Consider the following 16,438-nt stretch of genomic DNA (forward strand, 5'->3'; position numbering starts at 1 on the left):
ATGATGAAAAAAATTGTATTGTTGTTATTTGTCGGGTTATTGGCCGTAGGTATCAAAGCTCAAGAAAACACTGCGAAAATTGAGTTTAAGACCGAGACCATTAATTATGGCGAAATTGAAAAGGGAAGCGATGGGGTGCGTGTTTTTGAATTTACGAACACCGGTGATGCCCCTTTGGTCATCAGCGATGTAAAATCTAGCTGCGGATGTACGATCCCCAAAAAACCTGAGGCTCCCATTATGCCAGGTGAAACCGGTGAGATTCAGGTCAAGTATGACACTAAGAGGGTCGGGCCTATCAGAAAGGCGGTCACCGTGACCTCTAATGCCGATACGCCAACCAAAATTCTTAAAATTAAAGGATTGGTAAAGGATGGTGGAGCTAAATAAACAGTATTTTACCTTACAAAAAAACCCGCTAGTTGCGGGTTTTTTTGTTTAGAACAGTTTTTTGAGGATAAAACTAAAGGTCAGATCACGGTTTGAACGTTCTATAAGTACCCTGATGCGCTTGCCCTCTTTCTCATTGAGCATTTTTAAAATCTCTTGAAGTTTGTATCTGTGCACCCTTTTGCCATTCACTGCCAGAATAACATCGCCTTGTCTCAGGCCCGCCTCCTCAGCAGGGCTGCCCGCCCGAATGGCAGATACGACAATTTCGGGAACCAAGCTTAACCTTGTTCGATTTTCAAAAAGTATTTGTACGTTGCCCGTGGGGCCATCATCGTTTTTAACGATCCCTTGCGAGTCGGTAATGCGCTCTGCGATATAACGTACGCCGTTGTGCTGTAATTCAACACCGGCCAAATTATATTGAAAAGGAGCTTTGAAGTTTCCGTTTTTCTTAAGGGTAATCTCGTTTCTGGTATAATCAAAAACGATATTGAATCGCTTGAGAATCTCTGCGCCCACACTCCCGTTGCGATTTCCTAAATTTTTGATGGAATTAAATGATTTCATGTATGGAAAGGCCGCTTTGGCATCCTTCAGTGCAAAATCTCCGATACGAACACCGTTTACTTTGGTTCGTTTTCCAAAAATATGCCCGTTTAACCCTTTTCCGAGATAATCTTCATAGTTCTTATCTGGAATGTCAATACCATTTTCGGGATCGTGGAACAACCAGACCGCATCACTACTGCCCGTATCGACCAATAGCTTCACAGGAACCTCCCTGTCTCCATCTATTAATACTGCCGCATCAATATATGCTTTTCGGTTGATTATATCGAGGGGCAGTGTCTGGCTACGCTTATGCTTTTTTTGGGAATACCGTTGGGGATCGTACAATTTCAAAACCTGACTGCCGTAATTTATTTCGACTATGAAATCCCTAAAAAGCTGGTATCCCAATATACCGTGGACCGGAATACCCAATGAGGTCGAAAAATTAAGGTCTTTATCCAAGACCACGTACAGTGTCTGGTACCTGTTTACGGCATTTCCAATCTTAAAAGTATTGCCCTTTGACTGTAGCGCCTTCATAGGTTCACCCTCGCCGAGACCTTTAAGCGTGATTTCAGAGACGTTGTTTATCTGTACCGAATCTTGATCGGAAAGATTGAATAAGATCGGGTTACTGACCCCGCTATCGACAATGAACGATAATTTTGCATCATTCACCTCAACAGGAATTACCATGAGGTTATTGATCAACTTAAACTTGACCTTTTGGTACTTTTGGCCATTGGGTATACCAAATTGTTGAGCCGAAATACAATGACCTAGGCACAAAGCAATGAGTAAGCAATATGTGAGCTTTTTTGTCAATTCGCTTATTTATAACAGGTTGACTCTTTTAAATTTAAGAAATATTTTTATCGAACCCACAAATTTTAACATAACGATAAAAGAAAAGACCTGTTGTTTGGTAGCATTGGTTTTACCATTTTTGCTTAAAATTTAAAAAATGCCAAAAATTTCGGCCAAAGGTCTACGAATGCCAGCCTCGCCCATAAGAAAGTTGGTTCCGTTTGCAGAGCAGGCAAAAAAACGTGGCGTTAACGTCATACACTTGAACATTGGGCAACCAGATATAAAAACTCCTGAAATTGCCTTGAATGCTGTTAAAAATGCCAAAATAGAAGTATTGGCCTACAGCATGACCGAAGGTTCAGAGAATTACCGTAAAAAATTGGCACGGTACTATGCCAAAAACCAAATTCATGTAACTGCCGATGACATTATCGTAACCACTGGAGGCTCTGAGGCACTCTCTTTTGCCATGGGAACCATTATGGACAATGGTGATGAAATCATCATACCTGAGCCCTTTTATGCCAATTACAATGGTTTCGCCACCGCAATGGGCATCAAAGTGGTTCCGATTGTTTCCATGATTGAAGAGAATTTTGCCTTGCCCCCCATTTCTGAGTTTGAAAAATTGATTTCAGAACGTACCAAAGCAATTTTGGTATGCAACCCTGGCAATCCGACCGGATATTTGTATAGCAAAGAAGAAATAGCCCAGCTTGCCCAATTGGCCCGAAAACATGATCTTTTCTTGGTGGCCGATGAGGTTTATAGAGAATTCGCTTATGATGGCAGGGAACACTATTCCATTCTACAGGAACCGAATTTAGAGAACCATGCGATTATCGTAGATTCAGTATCGAAAAGGTACAGCATGTGTGGTGCCCGAGTCGGTTGCTTGGTTTCAAAGAACCGACAGATCATCAAAACCGTCCTTAAATTCGCACAAGCTCGCTTATCGCCGCCTACCTTGGCCCAGATTGCCAGTGAAGCAGCCCTGGAAACCCCTCAAAGTTACTTTCAAGAAGTGATAGACGAGTATGTGGCCAGACGCAATATTCTGGTTTCAGAACTGAAAAAGATCGAGGGTGTCAAAGTTGCCGTGCCACAAGGTGCCTTTTACTGCATGGCAGAGCTTCCTGTCGAAAGTGCCGATGATTTTGCCCAATGGCTTTTGGAAAATTATGAAATGAACGGAGAGACCGTCATGGTAGCTCCGGCCGCGGGCTTTTATGCCACTAAGGGTCTGGGCAACAATCAGATACGTATAGCCTATGTACTCGAGAAAGAGAGCTTGATAAGGGCCGTCAATATACTAGCTTCTGCCTTAAAGACTTATAAACAGCAGTAAGTGAACATTCAAGAAAACATATCCTTAAAAAACCTGAATACGTTTGGTATAGATGTCAAGGCCAGGTTATTCATAGAAATCACCAGTCTTCTTGGGCTGCAAAAAGCATTGGGCCTAGAGGCATACCCAAAAAAGTTTATCATCAGCGGAGGCAGCAACATGCTATTGACCAAAGATATCGATGCATTGGTGCTATATGTCAACATCAAGGGAGTTTCAGTCGTCGAGGAAAATGACGAAACGCTGGTCGTAAAGGCTATGGCGGGTGAAAATTGGCATCAATTTGTCATCTGGTGCCTTGAAAAAGGGTATGGGGGCATTGAGAACCTATCGCTCATTCCAGGCAATGTGGGCACTGCGCCAATACAGAACATCGGTGCCTATGGGGTCGAACTAAAAGATGTGTTCGTAAGCTGCAACGCCATGGAAATCGAAACGGGCGAGCTCGTTGAATTTGATAAAGAGGCTTGTCAGTTTGGTTATCGCGACTCTATCTTTAAACAATCTGCCAAGGGCCGTTACATCATTACATCGGTAAATCTAAGATTGACCAAGAAGAATCATGCCCTGAATACCGATTACGGAGCCATCGAAAAAGAGCTCATACACAAAAACATAGTATATCCGACCATCCAAGACATTTCAAATGCGGTGATCAAAATCAGGCAAAGTAAGCTACCAGACCCCAAAGAAATTGGCAATAGTGGCAGTTTTTTCAAAAACCCCGTTATTTCAAAGAAAAATTTTGAAAAAATGTTAAAAAAACATCCTGAAATGCCGCACTATGAAATTGATGAGGGCCTAATCAAGGTGCCTGCCGGATGGCTCATAGAACAATGTGGTTTTAAAGGAATCAGAGTAGGTGATGCCGGAGTTCATGAAAAACAGGCCCTGGTTCTGGTCAACTATGGAAATGCATCCGGAGAAGATATTTTGGCAATCGCTGAAAAAATCCAGACCTCGGTCAAAAAAAATTTCAAAATAGATTTGGTGCCCGAAGTCAATATCATAAGATAACCCCCGCATCATAATGATGAACAGGGGTCATACCAAACCAAACTAACCAAAAACTTTATAACCATCTGCCACTATCAAAGCAGCAAGTCTTTATTGTTCAAATGCTAAATAATCAATTTCATAATTTAGCGTTACATTATATACGCACGAGTCTTTGGTTTGGATTTTTTTATAAGGTGATTTTTTAAGGCCCATGAGCACACTACTTGAAAAGCATATTGTCGAACTGCTTGCCGAACGCAATGAAAAGGCAATTTCACTTCTGTACGACAATTATGCCGATACCTTGTTCGGTGTAGCCTACAAGGTGGTAAAAGATGAAGACCTTGCCCAAGATGTGCTACAGGAAAGTTTTATCAAGATCTGGAAAAAGTCTGATTCATACGACCCCACAAAGGCAAAATTGTTTACATGGCTATTCAGAATTACCCGCAATACGGCCATCGACAAGCTGCGCAGTGTCAATACAAAAGCTGACAAAGAAATCCAAATTGATGTATCCAACGTATATAATTTAGGAGTGAACAGCATACGACCAGAGTTTCTCGATATGCAAGAAACCCTTGAAAAGATTGAGCCTAAGTACCAAATTGTACTTGATGCCCTTTTTTTTCAAGGGATGACGCAGCAAGAAGCCAGCGAAGAACTCGATATTCCGTTGGGTACGATAAAGTCAAGATTGAAAATTGGCCTAAGGGAACTTCGTAAGATATATGATGCCCAAGTGGTACTCTTACTCCTGATAAATTGTATATTATGAAAGAAAAAATACGCATATTTTTAGATTCTGACCTACTTGAGAAATATCTCATGGGTGATACTTCTACCGAAGAGTCACTTCAGGTAGAGCGGTATATAGCCATGTATCCCGAGGTTCGAAAAACCTATACTGAATTGCAAGAAAATCTCGAAGCCTTTGCCAAGATGCATGCTCGAAAGACCCCTGAGGGACTTAAAGAGACCATTCTTGCCAGGATTCGTAATGAGCGTATCGGTAGAAGAAGGTTTTATCGTTATGCCGTTGCCGCCAGTATCGTGGCCATGATTTTTGCGGGCTCTTCTTACTTTTTCTGGAACCAGAACTTGGATCTACAGGAGAAAAACACCCTGGTCACCAACAAAATCAAAACATTGGAGGAGGATATGAAGGTTCAATTGGAAGATCTGCGAAACCAATACATTGTATTGAACAACCCGAATACAAAAAAATACTCCATCAATGGCAACAAAAAAGCAAGAGAGTTGAAAGCTATGGCATATGTCAACCCTGTCAAGAAATTATCATATATCAACGTAAGCAATTTGCCCGATTTGCCAGAAGACCAATGCTATCAAATGTGGGCAGAAGTGAACGGTGAACTTGTCAATTTGGGTGTAATCAAGCAATTTGGTGACAAAGAACGACTCATGGCTTTGCCCTACGGCGAAGATGCCATCGGTTATATCACCATTGAACCACAAGGTGGAAATCAATCGCCCACGGTACAGAATATTGTGGCCAATATTGATTATTGACCAGATTGCCTTAAAGTATTGATAAATGGGCGCCAAATGGTGCCCATTTTTGTACCTTTGCCCCAAAAGCAGCAATGAAACTTGTACTTCTGACCATAGGCCTTGTCGCACTTGCCGTTTTGGGCATCACTATAAAGATTTGGTCTAAAAAAGATGGAAAATTTGCCGGCACCTGTGCCAGCCAAAGTCCTTTTTTGAACAAAGAAGGTGAGGCATGTGGGTATTGTGGCAAACTACCAAGTGAACAGGAATGCAAAAAGGATTCGGTCGCTGAAATGGGATAAGTACCGAGCCAAAACCCCCTCAACAAAGTTACTTGGGCAAGACCGACACTTTACAAGAAATTATAATTAAGGCAAAGGCAGGCAACCAAATTGCTTTCAGCACCCTTTTGGATACTTTTTGGAACGACGTGTATGCCTTTCAATTCGTCCGCACTAAAAACGAAAATGATGCCGAAGACATCACCATTCGTACTTTTTCAAGGGCTTTCGACAAAATTGATACTTATGATGATACGTATGAGTTCAAAACATGGCTTATTGCCATTTCAAAGAACCTGCATGTAGATCTCATCAGAAAAAGAAAAAGAAACATTCTCGCCGAGACCGAAACGCATAGTGAAGAAATGAAAAAAATACTTGATGAGAGCCCATCGGTAGAGGATCAATTGATTATCGAACAGAATCTCGCCAATCTATTGCGGCATATAAAAAAGCTGAAACCACACTATCAAGAGGTCATCAATCTTCGCTACTTCAACGAATTGAGCTATGCCGACATTGCAACAGCACTCGATGAGCCAGTCAATAATGTAAAGGTGAAGCTGTTACGGGCGCGAAAACTATTGGCTGAAATTATCAAAAAGAGCAACAATTCGCTTGATTAAGTCTATCATGGGTGTTTTGTATCTTTGTAGTTCAAATTATTAGCTATGTCAACAGATGTTGCTGAAAGCATATCGCCCCCAAAGCGGAAGCCGAATTGGCTGCGCGTAAAATTGCCCACAGGCCAAAAATATACCCAATTGAGGGGTCTTGTGGAGAAATATGATCTTCATACCATTTGCACCTCGGGGAGTTGCCCAAACATGGGCGAATGTTGGGGTGAAGGTACTGCCACTTTCATGATTTTGGGCAATATCTGCACCCGATCTTGTGGTTTTTGCGGCGTAAAAACTGGCAGACCTGAAAGCGTGGATTGGGCCGAGCCTGAAAAAGTAGCGCGTTCCATAAAGATCATGGGCATCAAACATGCCGTTGTTACCTCTGTTGATCGCGACGACCTCAAAGACATGGGATCGATTATTTGGGCAGAAACGGTCAAGGCCATAAGAAGAATGAACCCTGAGACGACCCTAGAAACATTGATACCTGATTTTCAGGGTGTAGAAAGACATCTTGACCGAATCTTAGAAGTTGCCCCCGAAGTCATCTCGCACAACATGGAAACCGTTAAGCGGCTGACCCGAGAGGTGCGTATCCAAGCCAAATATGAGCGTAGCCTCGGTGTTCTGGACTATTTAAAGAAAAATGGTGCCAACCGCACCAAATCGGGCATTATGCTCGGTCTCGGTGAAGAAGAGGATGAAGTCATCGCAACAATGAAAGATCTCAGACATGTAAACGTCGATGTGGTTACCATTGGGCAATACCTACAGCCCTCAAAAAAGCACTTGCCGGTAAAACAGTTCATACTGCCCGAACAATTCAAGAAATTTGAGGAAATCGGCCTAGAAATGGGCTTCAGGCATGTTGAAAGCGGGGCATTGGTACGTTCATCGTACAAGGCTCACAAGCATATTGACTGATTCTTCTTAAGAACTTCGACAGACCATAAACCAATAACAACAGTTACAATGCCCAAGGTCAATATCGGAATTAACGGTTTTGGAAGAATTGGCAGAACGCTGTTCAGATTGATGCAAAAGCATTCTGAGTATCAAGTGGTAGCCGTCAATGATCTGGGCAATGCGAAAACCCTGGCCCATCTACTGAAATATGACAGTCTACACGGAACGTTCGAAGGCGAAATCTCATATGAGGAAGATAGCATTTTGGTGAAAAGCAGAAAAACCAAAGTGCTGAACCATGAACATCCGAAAGAAATCGATTGGAAATCACTCCAAGTTGATATTGTAATTGAATCATCTGGCAAATTCAAGCAAAGGGAGGAATTGCAACACCACCTACGAAATGGAGCGAAAAAGGTCATTCTCTCGGTTCCACCGATAGATGAAAACATAAAAATGATTGTCATTGGCGTCAATGAACAAACACTCGATGCCCAAGATGATATCATATCGAACGCTTCATGTACCACAAACAACGCAGCTCCGATGATAAAGGTCATCAACGAGCTATGTGGTATTGAACAGGCTTATATCACCACTGTACATTCGTACACTTCAGACCAAAGCCTACACGATAGACCACATCGTGATTTAAGGAGGTCGAGGGCCGCTGCACAGTCAATCATTCCGACCACCACGGGGGCCGCCAAGGCATTGACCAGAATTTTTCCCGAACTTTCAGAGGTAATCGGCGGCTGCGGTATCAGGGTGCCAGTGCCCAATGGGTCGCTGACCGACATTACCTTCAATGTCAAAAAACAGACTTCGATTGAAGAAATAAACAGTACTTTTAAAAGTATTTCCGAAAATGGACTGAAAAATGTGCTTTTCTATACGGAAGACCCTATAGTATCAGTAGATATAAACAATAGTTGCCATTCTTGTACGTTTGATTCTCAGATGACATCCGTAATCGGAAAAATGGTTAAAGTTATAGGATGGTACGATAATGAGACGGGCTATTGTTCAAGAATAATCGATTTAATTGAATTGCTTATCAAGAAAAACTACGTTTGATATTCAAATATCCAAATAGAAAAATAGGCCGCTTGCTTTCAATGGCATTGTTGGCACTGATGTGCCTTACCCACACTTTTGCCCAAAATCATACGATATCCAATCCTGAAATTCAGAAAATCTTTGATGAGGTCATGGCATTTCGGCACCAAAACAATTTGGATCAAGCCTTGAAATCGCTTGATAAGGCTGCGGAGCTTGCCGAGAAGAATGAAGATTTCAAAGCTTTGTTGGATACGTACCACAAATACGCCCTTTTGTATCTTGACCGTGAAGATTCCGAAACCGCCTCGTTTTATTTGGCAAGGGCCAGTATTCTGCTAAAAGATTTGGCATACCCCCATGGTGAAGCCGTTCATAAGTTTATCAATGCGATATTGCTCTACAAATCAGAAAATAATTTTCAGGCCATCAATATGCTGGAAGAGGCCCGCGAATTGAGCAATGATAGAAATTTACTCAACAACATTCTACTGGTCGAGGCCTATATTTTCATGAACATTGACAAGTTGGATGACGCAGAAAAAAATTACAATGCCCTGCTGGTCAACTCTGATGAAAAAGAGCGGGCCTTTTTGGCCACCAAAGCCAATTTGGGCCTATCACGATTAAACCGACAACTTGAAAAACCGGAAGAAAGTGTAAAACATGCCGAGGCAGCACTTGAGTTGGCCGAGAAAAATGGTTTTTTCAAAGAAATGCTTTTGGCAAATGTATGGTTGACCACGCTGTATGAGCAATTGGACAGATATCGCGAATCGTTGGAGCATAATCGAAACGTGGCCCAAATAAAAGATTCTTTGTTCACTATTGACAAAATAGAACTAGAGGCCAAAACAGCAGATAATATACGCTTTAACCATATGAGCGATGAAATCTCAAAATTGACGGAAAACAATGAAAAGTTGAGCCAATCGGCCAATAGATCTGAGATTACCGCTATTTTGACCTCGGCCTTTTTGGTCATTATCTCCCTTTTGGCCATATCATTGTTCAGAAATAACCAAATAAAGCTTAAAACGAACGATCTGCTGCATACCAAAAACAAAGAATTGGAATTAGCTAGAGACTCGGCCATCTCAGCCATGAAGGCCAAGACCAACTTTCTTTCTACCGTAACACATGAGTTAAGAACACCATTGTACGCGGTGACCGGCCTAACCCATCTGTTGCTCGAAGAAAATCCGGCCCAACACCAAAAAGAACATCTCAAATCGTTGAAGTTTTCAGGTGACTATTTGCTGAACTTCATCAATGATATTTTACAGATCAATAAAATTGATGCAGATAAGGTAGAGCCGTTGAGCGTTGAGTTCAAGCTTAAGAAAGTGCTGACAGATGTAATTGATTCATTACAGCAGAACGCAAAAGAGAAAAAAACAAAAATCAATCTGCATTACGATCAGCAGATTCCTCAAAACCTGTTGGGCGATCCTATGAAGATATCCCAGATTTTCATGAACTTGATAGGAAACGCCTTGAAGTTTACCAAAGATGGGCAGGTAGATGTCATTGCCAAACTTCTCAAAAGAGACCATGATGATATTAGGCTCTATTTTGAGGTCAAGGATAATGGTATTGGCATTTCTGAAGAGCAGCAAAAGACCATTTTCGACAGTTTCGAGCAGGGATCTATTCAAATTAATCGAGAATATGGCGGCACGGGACTTGGCCTGACCATTGTCAAGAGTTTGTTGGGTCTCTTTGGAAGCAAAATCGAACTTGAGAGCGATTTGGGCAAAGGCAGCTCGTTTTTCTTCGAACTTGAACTTAAAACCGAAGACAAAGCCGTTGCAGAAGTTTCTTTTGAGCTGAATTTAGAGGAATTTGATTTCAAGGGCCTACACGTGCTGGTAGTCGAAGACAACAAGATCAATCAGGTCATTACCAAAAAAATGCTCAACAAGAAAGAAATTACCTGCGATATCGCAAACAATGGTAATGAAGCTATCGATCTGGCCAAGGCCAACCGATACGATGCCATTTTGATGGATATTCATATGCCGGGCATAAGTGGTGAGGAAGCTACACGCCAGATACGCAAATTTGATAAAGAAATACCCATTATCGCCCTGACCGCAATCTCTTTAGATGACAGCTTAGACAGTTTTTATGCGGCAGGTTGTAACGATGTGGTGACCAAGCCTTTCAAACCAGAAGTCTTCTATCAAAAAATTGGCGAAAATATCTTCAGGTCAAAGATTGCCGACAAAGCTTGAGATACCGCTCGATATCATTCTTAAGAACCAAGGCGTCTTGTTCAGAAAAATGATGTCTTACTTCCAAGTAATAAAGATTTTCCAGCTTTTCTTCCAGTCTTGTATGATCTTTCTCGGTGGTCAGTACCACTTCATATGTCTTGAAAGTGTCAACTTCGTTATTGGAAAAAAAATGATGGTCGGCATATCTTAGATGTCTAAACTGCACATTTTGGTCCTTCAAATAGTTGACAAGGGGGTCAGGGTTGGCAATGCCCGTAACCAAAGCAACTGTTTTGTCTTTAAGTGCTGTAAGGTCAATTGGGTTTTTTGAACCCTTTAATTGGGGATCATAGGCCAAGCCACAAAAAAGTATTTTTTGATGTGGTTTGGGTCGAAGTGCATCGATTATCGATTCGCGTTCACTTTCATCAAGTTCTCTTGGGCATTTGGTCACAATAATAATATTGGCCCTTTTGGCTTCCCTTTTGGCATCGCGAAGATTTCCGGTGGGCAGATACCAATCTCTCGGATAGATATTTCCATATGACGTCAGAAGCAACGAAAAACCGGGGTTCACACGGCGGTGCTGAAAAGCATCATCCAACAAAATGATATCGGGCTTTATTTCTTGTTCCAATAATGAAATACCTCTTCTTCTATCAGCGTCAACGGCAACGGTCACCATAGGAAACTTCTTGAACATCTGATAGGGCTCATCGCCCAAATCTTCGACCGTTGAATCGGCCTGTGCTATCAAAAAGCCTTTTGATTTTCGTTTATAACCCCTGCTCAGTACCGCCAACCGATACTCATTTTTGAGCATCTCGATCAAATATTCGGTCATTGGAGTCTTTCCAGAACCTCCCACGCCCAAATTTCCTATACAAATAGTGGGCGTTTCAAAAGACCTCGATTTGAAAACACCGATATCATAAAGGTAATTGCGCAGATGAACGACCGCCGCATAGAGGAGCGACAGGGGAAAAGCTATGACCCTAAGTAAATACATCAGGGCGAAATTATAATATTTTATCTTTAAAGCCTGTTCAGGAATTTGTGATTGGAATTTTTATTGGTCATTTTTGATACATTATGAGGCAAAATTTTAAGGCGTGGCCTTAGCTACGGTTTAAAATTTTGACAGGGCCGAGAGAAAAGGCCAACGATTTGGCTTTTGAAAGAGGAGCCAGATGATGCATTGGCCGCGCAAACCTGCCCGCCGGGCAGGCGGGAAGAGGCACAAAAAAACAATTGATAAATTCAAGAACAGGCTCTTAGCGCCCAATACAAATAAAATGAAGGTCAAGGATATCATTCAAAACTTAGAGCAACTGGCCCCATTGCACTACACCGAAGGTTTTGACAATACAGGTCTTTTGGTTGGCAACCTGCAACAAGAAGTAACGGGTGTTCTGGTTACCCATGATACACTCGAAATTGTGATTGACGAGGCAATTGAGAAGAAATGTAATATGGTTGTCAGCTTTCATCCCATCATCTTTTCAGGACTCAAAAAACTTACCGGAAGCACCTATGTCGAACGTGTTGTGGTCAAGGCCATTGAAAGCCAAATGGCCATTTTTGCCATTCATACGGCTTTAGACAACTCGATGATCGGGGTGAACAAAAAGATTTGTGAGGTTCTAGGACTCAAAAATTGTGGCATGTTGATACCAAAATCAAAGACCATCAAAAAACTGACCACCTATATCCCCCTCAAAGACGCTGACCCACTGCGTAATAAGTTGTTCGAAGTAGGAGGAGGCAGTATCGGCAACTATGAAAATTGTAGCTTTTCCACTGAAGGAACAGGTAGTTTCAAACCAAGGGAAAATGCCAATCCGACCATCGGGAAAATCGGAAAAACCCATTTTGAGAATGAAGTGCAGATAAGCATGACCTTTCCTGCCCATCTAGAGGGAGACATTCTTTCCACCCTGTTCAAAAACCATCCTTATGAAGAGGTGGCCTATGAGGTGATTACACTTGACAATTCAAACCAGAACATCGGCATGGGCATGACTGGTGAGCTTGATAGCCCCATCGGAGAAAAAGAGTTCTTGGCCCTGGTCAAGGAAAAAATGCAGACAGGCTGTATCAAACATTCGGCACTATTGGGCAAAAAGGTTCGAAAGGTAGCGGTACTGGGCGGTAGTGGCGCTTTCGCCATAGAGGCAGCAAAACGTTCGGGAGCCGATGTTTTCATAACGGCCGACCTAAAATACCACGAGTTTTACAAGGCTGAAAATCAAATGGTGATCATGGATATCGGACATTTTGAATCAGAGCGGTTTACAAAAAATCTGATATACGATTTTCTTAAGAAAAAAATTCCTAATTTTGCAATCGCTTTATCGGAAAGTGACACTAATCCTATCAAGTATTTTTAGTATATGGCAAAGAAAAAAGAAGCAACCGTAGAGGAAAAATTGAGAGCCCTTTACGATTTGCAACTGATAGACTCACGTGTTGATGAGATTCGCAGCGTCAGGGGCGAACTGCCTTTAGAAGTAGAGGATCTAGAAGATGAGGTGCAGGGTCTTAAGACCCGCATCGACAAACTTAAGACCGATGTTGAGACTGTCAATTATGAAATCTCGGCCAAAAAAAACATGATTGAAGAATCGAAGGCTTTGATCAAAAAATATACCGAGCAACAAAAAAATGTTCGCAATAGCCGTGAGTTCAATTCATTGAGCAAAGAAATTGAATTTCAAGAACTTGAAATTCAATTGGCCGAAAAGAACATCAAAGAATTCAAAGCTCAAATTGAGCAGAAAAAAGAGGTTGTCGCAGATACCAAAGAGAAACTGAACGAAAGAGAAGCACACCTCAAGCACAAAAAAGGAGAGCTCGATGCCATCTTGGCTGAAACTGAAAAGGAAGAAAAGGCCCTACTTAAAAAATCAGAGGAATTTGAAGAAAAAATTGAGGAAAGATTGGTAAAAGCCTATAAGCGCATTCGCCACAATGTCAAGAACGGTTTGGCAGTGGTACCCGTAGAACGAGGCGCTTCAGGTGGTTCTTTCTTCACAATACCCCCACAAGTTCAGGTTGAGATCGCGTCACGTAAAAAAATCATCACTGACGAGCACAGCGGCCGTATTTTGGTAGATCCGATGTTGGCTGAAGAAGAGCAGCAAAAAATGGAAGTACTCTTCGAAAAGCTATAGAATAGAACGAGCAATAAAGAGATAAAGAACCACGCTTGATAGGCGTGGTTCTTTATTTAGAGAAATGACAATATCTTCTGTTCGATTTCTTCAGAGTTCCATTTTTCCCCTATATTGGGAAGTTTCATCACTTCTTGCATGATTTTTTCTTGATGGTCGCCTATGGCCAAGGCTTCTGCATAAGGCCTTTCTGAAAAGGTCACCCTACTATAAACAGGTATCCATTTGTCAGGATGCCTTTCTGCAAACCATTTTTCAATTTTCTTTTGTAACAGAAAATTTGGATTTGCCGTTTTGCTGCTCATTTCCACAAAGTTTCGATAACTGAGTTCCGCAATGGCATCTGCATTGAGCTTACGTTGTTGTTCATATTCCCTAAAAATTGACCCCCAGTCATCACCATGCTTTTTCATCAACTGGCTCAGTACAAAAATATCCTCAAAACCGGCATTCATACCCTGACCATAAAAGGGTACGATAGCATGCGCCGAATCACCCACAAGGGCCACCTTGTCCCAATACGTCCAAGGATAGCATTTCATGGTCACCAAAGCACTGGTGGGGTTTTTAAAAAAATCATCTATTAGGTTATCGATAACCTTTCTGACATTGGGAAAATGCTCTTTAAAAAAAGTTTTAGCCTTCTTTTTGGTGGTCAACTTCTCAAACGACACCTCTCCTTCAAAAGGCAAAAAGAGGGTACAGGTAAAACTACCGTCGATATTGGGCATTGCAATGAGCATGAACCTGCCACGGGGCCAAATATGAAATGAATTTTTGTCCAACTTATGGGTACCGTCATCATTTGCCGGTATGGTCAACTCTTTATACCCTACATCGATAAAGTCTTGTGAGTAATCAAATCGGCTACGACGCTGCATTTTATGCCTGATTCTAGAGAAAGCACCATCACAGCCAAAAACTATGTCAAAGTCGTATTCTTCCCACTCACTTTTTTCGGTTTCGCCTGTATACAATTTAGCTTCTGGAAGGTCAACGTCCCATACCTTTTCATTAAATCTAAAAACGGCTCCCTTTTGCTCTGCCAAATCAATCATCTTGCGGTTCAATACGCCCCGCGAGATTGACCAAATGGCCTCACCTTCTTTTCCGTAATCTTGAAAAAACAAGGGGCTATCGTTCACGTGCATTGCCCTGCGGTAAAGTGGAATGGCAATTTTTCGAACCTCATTTTCGATACCCACTTCACGAAGTGCCTTCCATCCCCTATTGCTCATGGCCAAATTGATGGAGCGTCCCGAAAAATCAATGGTTCTGATATCTGGTCGTCGGTCGAAAATGGTCACTTTGTGGCCAAATTTCCTGAGATAAATGGCCAACAACGAACCTACCAAGCCCGATCCTACAATGGCAATGTTCTTGGGGCCTTGTGACATTATGAACGTAGCATTTTAAAGTTAGTTGGCAAAAGTACTAAAATTAGCCCATAGCATTTTTATTACGACTACGGGGAAAAACAAATTCGTGCATCCTTTAGTTGATCTGAATAACGATCGAAATAAGATAGTAAAATAGTATTTGGTAGAATCCTTTAAAATAGAACAAGGTCATAATCCAAAACAGTACCTACACTCGTATCTAAAATAGAATATCCCGCTTTGGCGTCTATATATATTGAAAAAGTCCTTCACAGTTAATGCGAAGGACTTTTTTATTTCCGAGAAATAAGAAAGGCTATTCCAAAATCTTATCGACGATTCCATATTCAACCGATTCTTCTGCTCCCATCCAGTAATCACGGTCAAAATCTTTCATCACTTTTTCAAAATCCTGTCCACAGTTTTCGGCCAATATCTTGGCGCCCAATTCTTTGGTCTTGATGATTTCCCGTGCCTGGATTTCAATGTTCGAGGCTTGGCCCTGTGCTCCACCACTTGGCTGATGAATCATGACCCGTGCATGGGGCTGAATGAATCTTCTTCCCTTCTTACCGGCAGATAACAGTATAGACCCCATTGAGGCAGCCAATCCTGAGCAAATCGTTGACACCGGACTCTTTATTTGTTTCAGGGTATCATAAATTGCGAAACCGGAGGTAACATATCCTCCGGGGCTATTGATGATAAGTTGAATTTCCTTATTGTTGACAAGGTCAAGATACAATAGCCGGTCAATGACATGTTTGGCAGAGCTATCATCTACCATGCCCCAAAGAAACACCCTGCGTTCTTCCAATAACCGCCCTTGTATCAATTCTTGTACTTTTCCTTTTTCTGAACCCATAGACTTTTTACGAATTAAGCCCCAAAATTAGGCATTTTACGGTACAATTTGAACGGCTGGAGCTGTTTTAGGTAAACTGTTTTCCTACATTTCTTACAATTAATGGTTTTCGTCCATTTTTACATACAAAACTCACTGTTACACAACATTTTACCAATATCGATAAAACCGTGTCGTTTATCTTAAAACAAGACTTTTAACGATAATAACCTGAACCACAACGTCTAATTTTTGCTAAAATCGGGGCTGCCGTTTTCTTTGTAAGCAATTTGAAACCAAATCTTACGAAATAACGATTAATCCCAAAATTGATGAA

The 16,438-nt window shown here is 41.7% G+C and carries 16 protein-coding genes; 12 read left to right on the forward strand and 4 right to left on the reverse strand.

From position 1 onward, the window contains the following. Complete coding sequence (locus tag L0P89_RS02620) at positions 1–390, forward strand: DUF1573 domain-containing protein (RefSeq protein WP_409557560.1); 390 nt, start codon at positions 1–3, stop codon at positions 388–390. Between the two features lie 48 nt (positions 391–438). On the opposite strand, the gene L0P89_RS02625 is transcribed toward L0P89_RS02620, so the two are convergent. After that, the gene (locus tag L0P89_RS02625; protein WP_235266850.1) at positions 439–1,656 is read right to left on the reverse strand and encodes an aspartyl protease family protein; all 1,218 of its coding nucleotides are present in this window, start codon (positions 1,654–1,656) and stop codon (positions 439–441) included. Positions 1,657–1,909: 253 nt separating this feature from the next. Here L0P89_RS02625 and L0P89_RS02630 point away from each other — a divergent pair, with 253 nt between their 5' ends. The 9 genes from L0P89_RS02630 (at position 1,910) to L0P89_RS02670 (ending at position 10,723) form a co-directional block, all read left to right on the forward strand. Beyond that, a complete protein-coding gene (locus tag L0P89_RS02630) occupies positions 1,910–3,103 on the forward strand; it encodes a pyridoxal phosphate-dependent aminotransferase (RefSeq protein WP_235266851.1) in 1,194 nt (397 codons plus the stop codon). After that, complete coding sequence (murB, locus tag L0P89_RS02635; protein ID WP_235266852.1) at positions 3,104–4,120, forward strand: UDP-N-acetylmuramate dehydrogenase; 1,017 nt, start codon at positions 3,104–3,106, stop codon at positions 4,118–4,120. Positions 4,121–4,313: 193 nt separating this feature from the next. Next, complete coding sequence (locus L0P89_RS02640; RefSeq protein ID WP_235266853.1) at positions 4,314–4,880, forward strand: RNA polymerase sigma factor; 567 nt, start codon at positions 4,314–4,316, stop codon at positions 4,878–4,880. After that, entirely contained in the window at positions 4,877–5,635 is a 759-nt protein-coding gene (locus L0P89_RS02645) for an anti-sigma factor domain-containing protein (RefSeq protein ID WP_235266854.1), read from the forward strand. Before L0P89_RS02640 ends, L0P89_RS02645 begins: the two co-directional genes overlap by 4 nt. Positions 5,636–5,709: 74 nt before the next feature. Then, positions 5,710–5,919 (forward strand): membrane or secreted protein, encoded by a 210-nt coding sequence (locus L0P89_RS02650; protein WP_235266855.1) that lies wholly within the window; start codon positions 5,710–5,712, stop codon positions 5,917–5,919. Positions 5,920–5,951: 32 nt separating this feature from the next. Further along, positions 5,952–6,524 (forward strand): RNA polymerase sigma factor, encoded by a 573-nt coding sequence (locus L0P89_RS02655; protein ID WP_235266856.1) that lies wholly within the window; start codon positions 5,952–5,954, stop codon positions 6,522–6,524. 45 nt (positions 6,525–6,569) lie between these two features. Then, entirely contained in the window at positions 6,570–7,445 is an 876-nt protein-coding gene (gene lipA / locus L0P89_RS02660; protein WP_235266857.1) for a lipoyl synthase, read from the forward strand. Positions 7,446–7,493: 48 nt separating this feature from the next. Next, positions 7,494–8,504: a type I glyceraldehyde-3-phosphate dehydrogenase gene (gene gap / locus L0P89_RS02665; RefSeq protein ID WP_235266858.1), complete on the forward strand. Its 1,011-nt coding sequence runs from the start codon at positions 7,494–7,496 to the stop codon at positions 8,502–8,504. A 41-nt stretch (positions 8,505–8,545) separates the two neighbouring features. Continuing rightward, a complete protein-coding gene (locus tag L0P89_RS02670; RefSeq protein WP_235267980.1) occupies positions 8,546–10,723 on the forward strand; it encodes a response regulator in 2,178 nt (725 codons plus the stop codon). Here the strand turns inward: L0P89_RS02670 and lpxK are convergent. Next, positions 10,695–11,714, reverse strand: coding sequence for a tetraacyldisaccharide 4'-kinase (gene lpxK / locus L0P89_RS02675; protein WP_235266859.1), 1,020 nt, complete (start codon positions 11,712–11,714; stop codon positions 10,695–10,697). The two genes, L0P89_RS02670 and lpxK, sit on opposite strands and share 29 nt — an antisense overlap. A gap of 286 nt (positions 11,715–12,000) precedes the next feature. Here lpxK and L0P89_RS02680 point away from each other — a divergent pair, with 286 nt between their 5' ends. Together L0P89_RS02680 and L0P89_RS02685 are read left to right on the forward strand one after the other, a co-directional pair. Beyond that, positions 12,001–13,095, forward strand: a complete 1,095-nt coding sequence (locus tag L0P89_RS02680; protein WP_235266860.1) for a Nif3-like dinuclear metal center hexameric protein — start codon at positions 12,001–12,003, stop codon at positions 13,093–13,095. A gap of 3 nt (positions 13,096–13,098) precedes the next feature. Continuing rightward, positions 13,099–13,878 carry a zinc ribbon domain-containing protein gene (locus L0P89_RS02685; RefSeq protein ID WP_235266861.1) on the forward strand — a complete coding sequence of 260 codons (780 nt, stop codon included), beginning with the start codon at positions 13,099–13,101 and terminating at the stop codon, positions 13,876–13,878. Between the two features lie 56 nt (positions 13,879–13,934). On the opposite strand, the gene L0P89_RS02690 is transcribed toward L0P89_RS02685, so the two are convergent. Together L0P89_RS02690 and L0P89_RS02695 are read right to left on the reverse strand one after the other, a co-directional pair. After that, entirely contained in the window at positions 13,935–15,275 is a 1,341-nt protein-coding gene (locus L0P89_RS02690; protein ID WP_235266862.1) for an FAD-dependent oxidoreductase, read from the reverse strand. Positions 15,276–15,573: 298 nt separating this feature from the next. Beyond that, complete coding sequence (locus tag L0P89_RS02695; RefSeq protein ID WP_235266863.1) at positions 15,574–16,122, reverse strand: ClpP family protease; 549 nt, start codon at positions 16,120–16,122, stop codon at positions 15,574–15,576. Positions 16,123–16,438: the final 316 nt, after the last annotated feature.

The organism is Muricauda sp. SCSIO 65647 (assembly GCF_021534965.1).
Taxonomy (GTDB): Bacteria; Bacteroidota; Bacteroidia; order Flavobacteriales; family Flavobacteriaceae; genus Flagellimonas_A.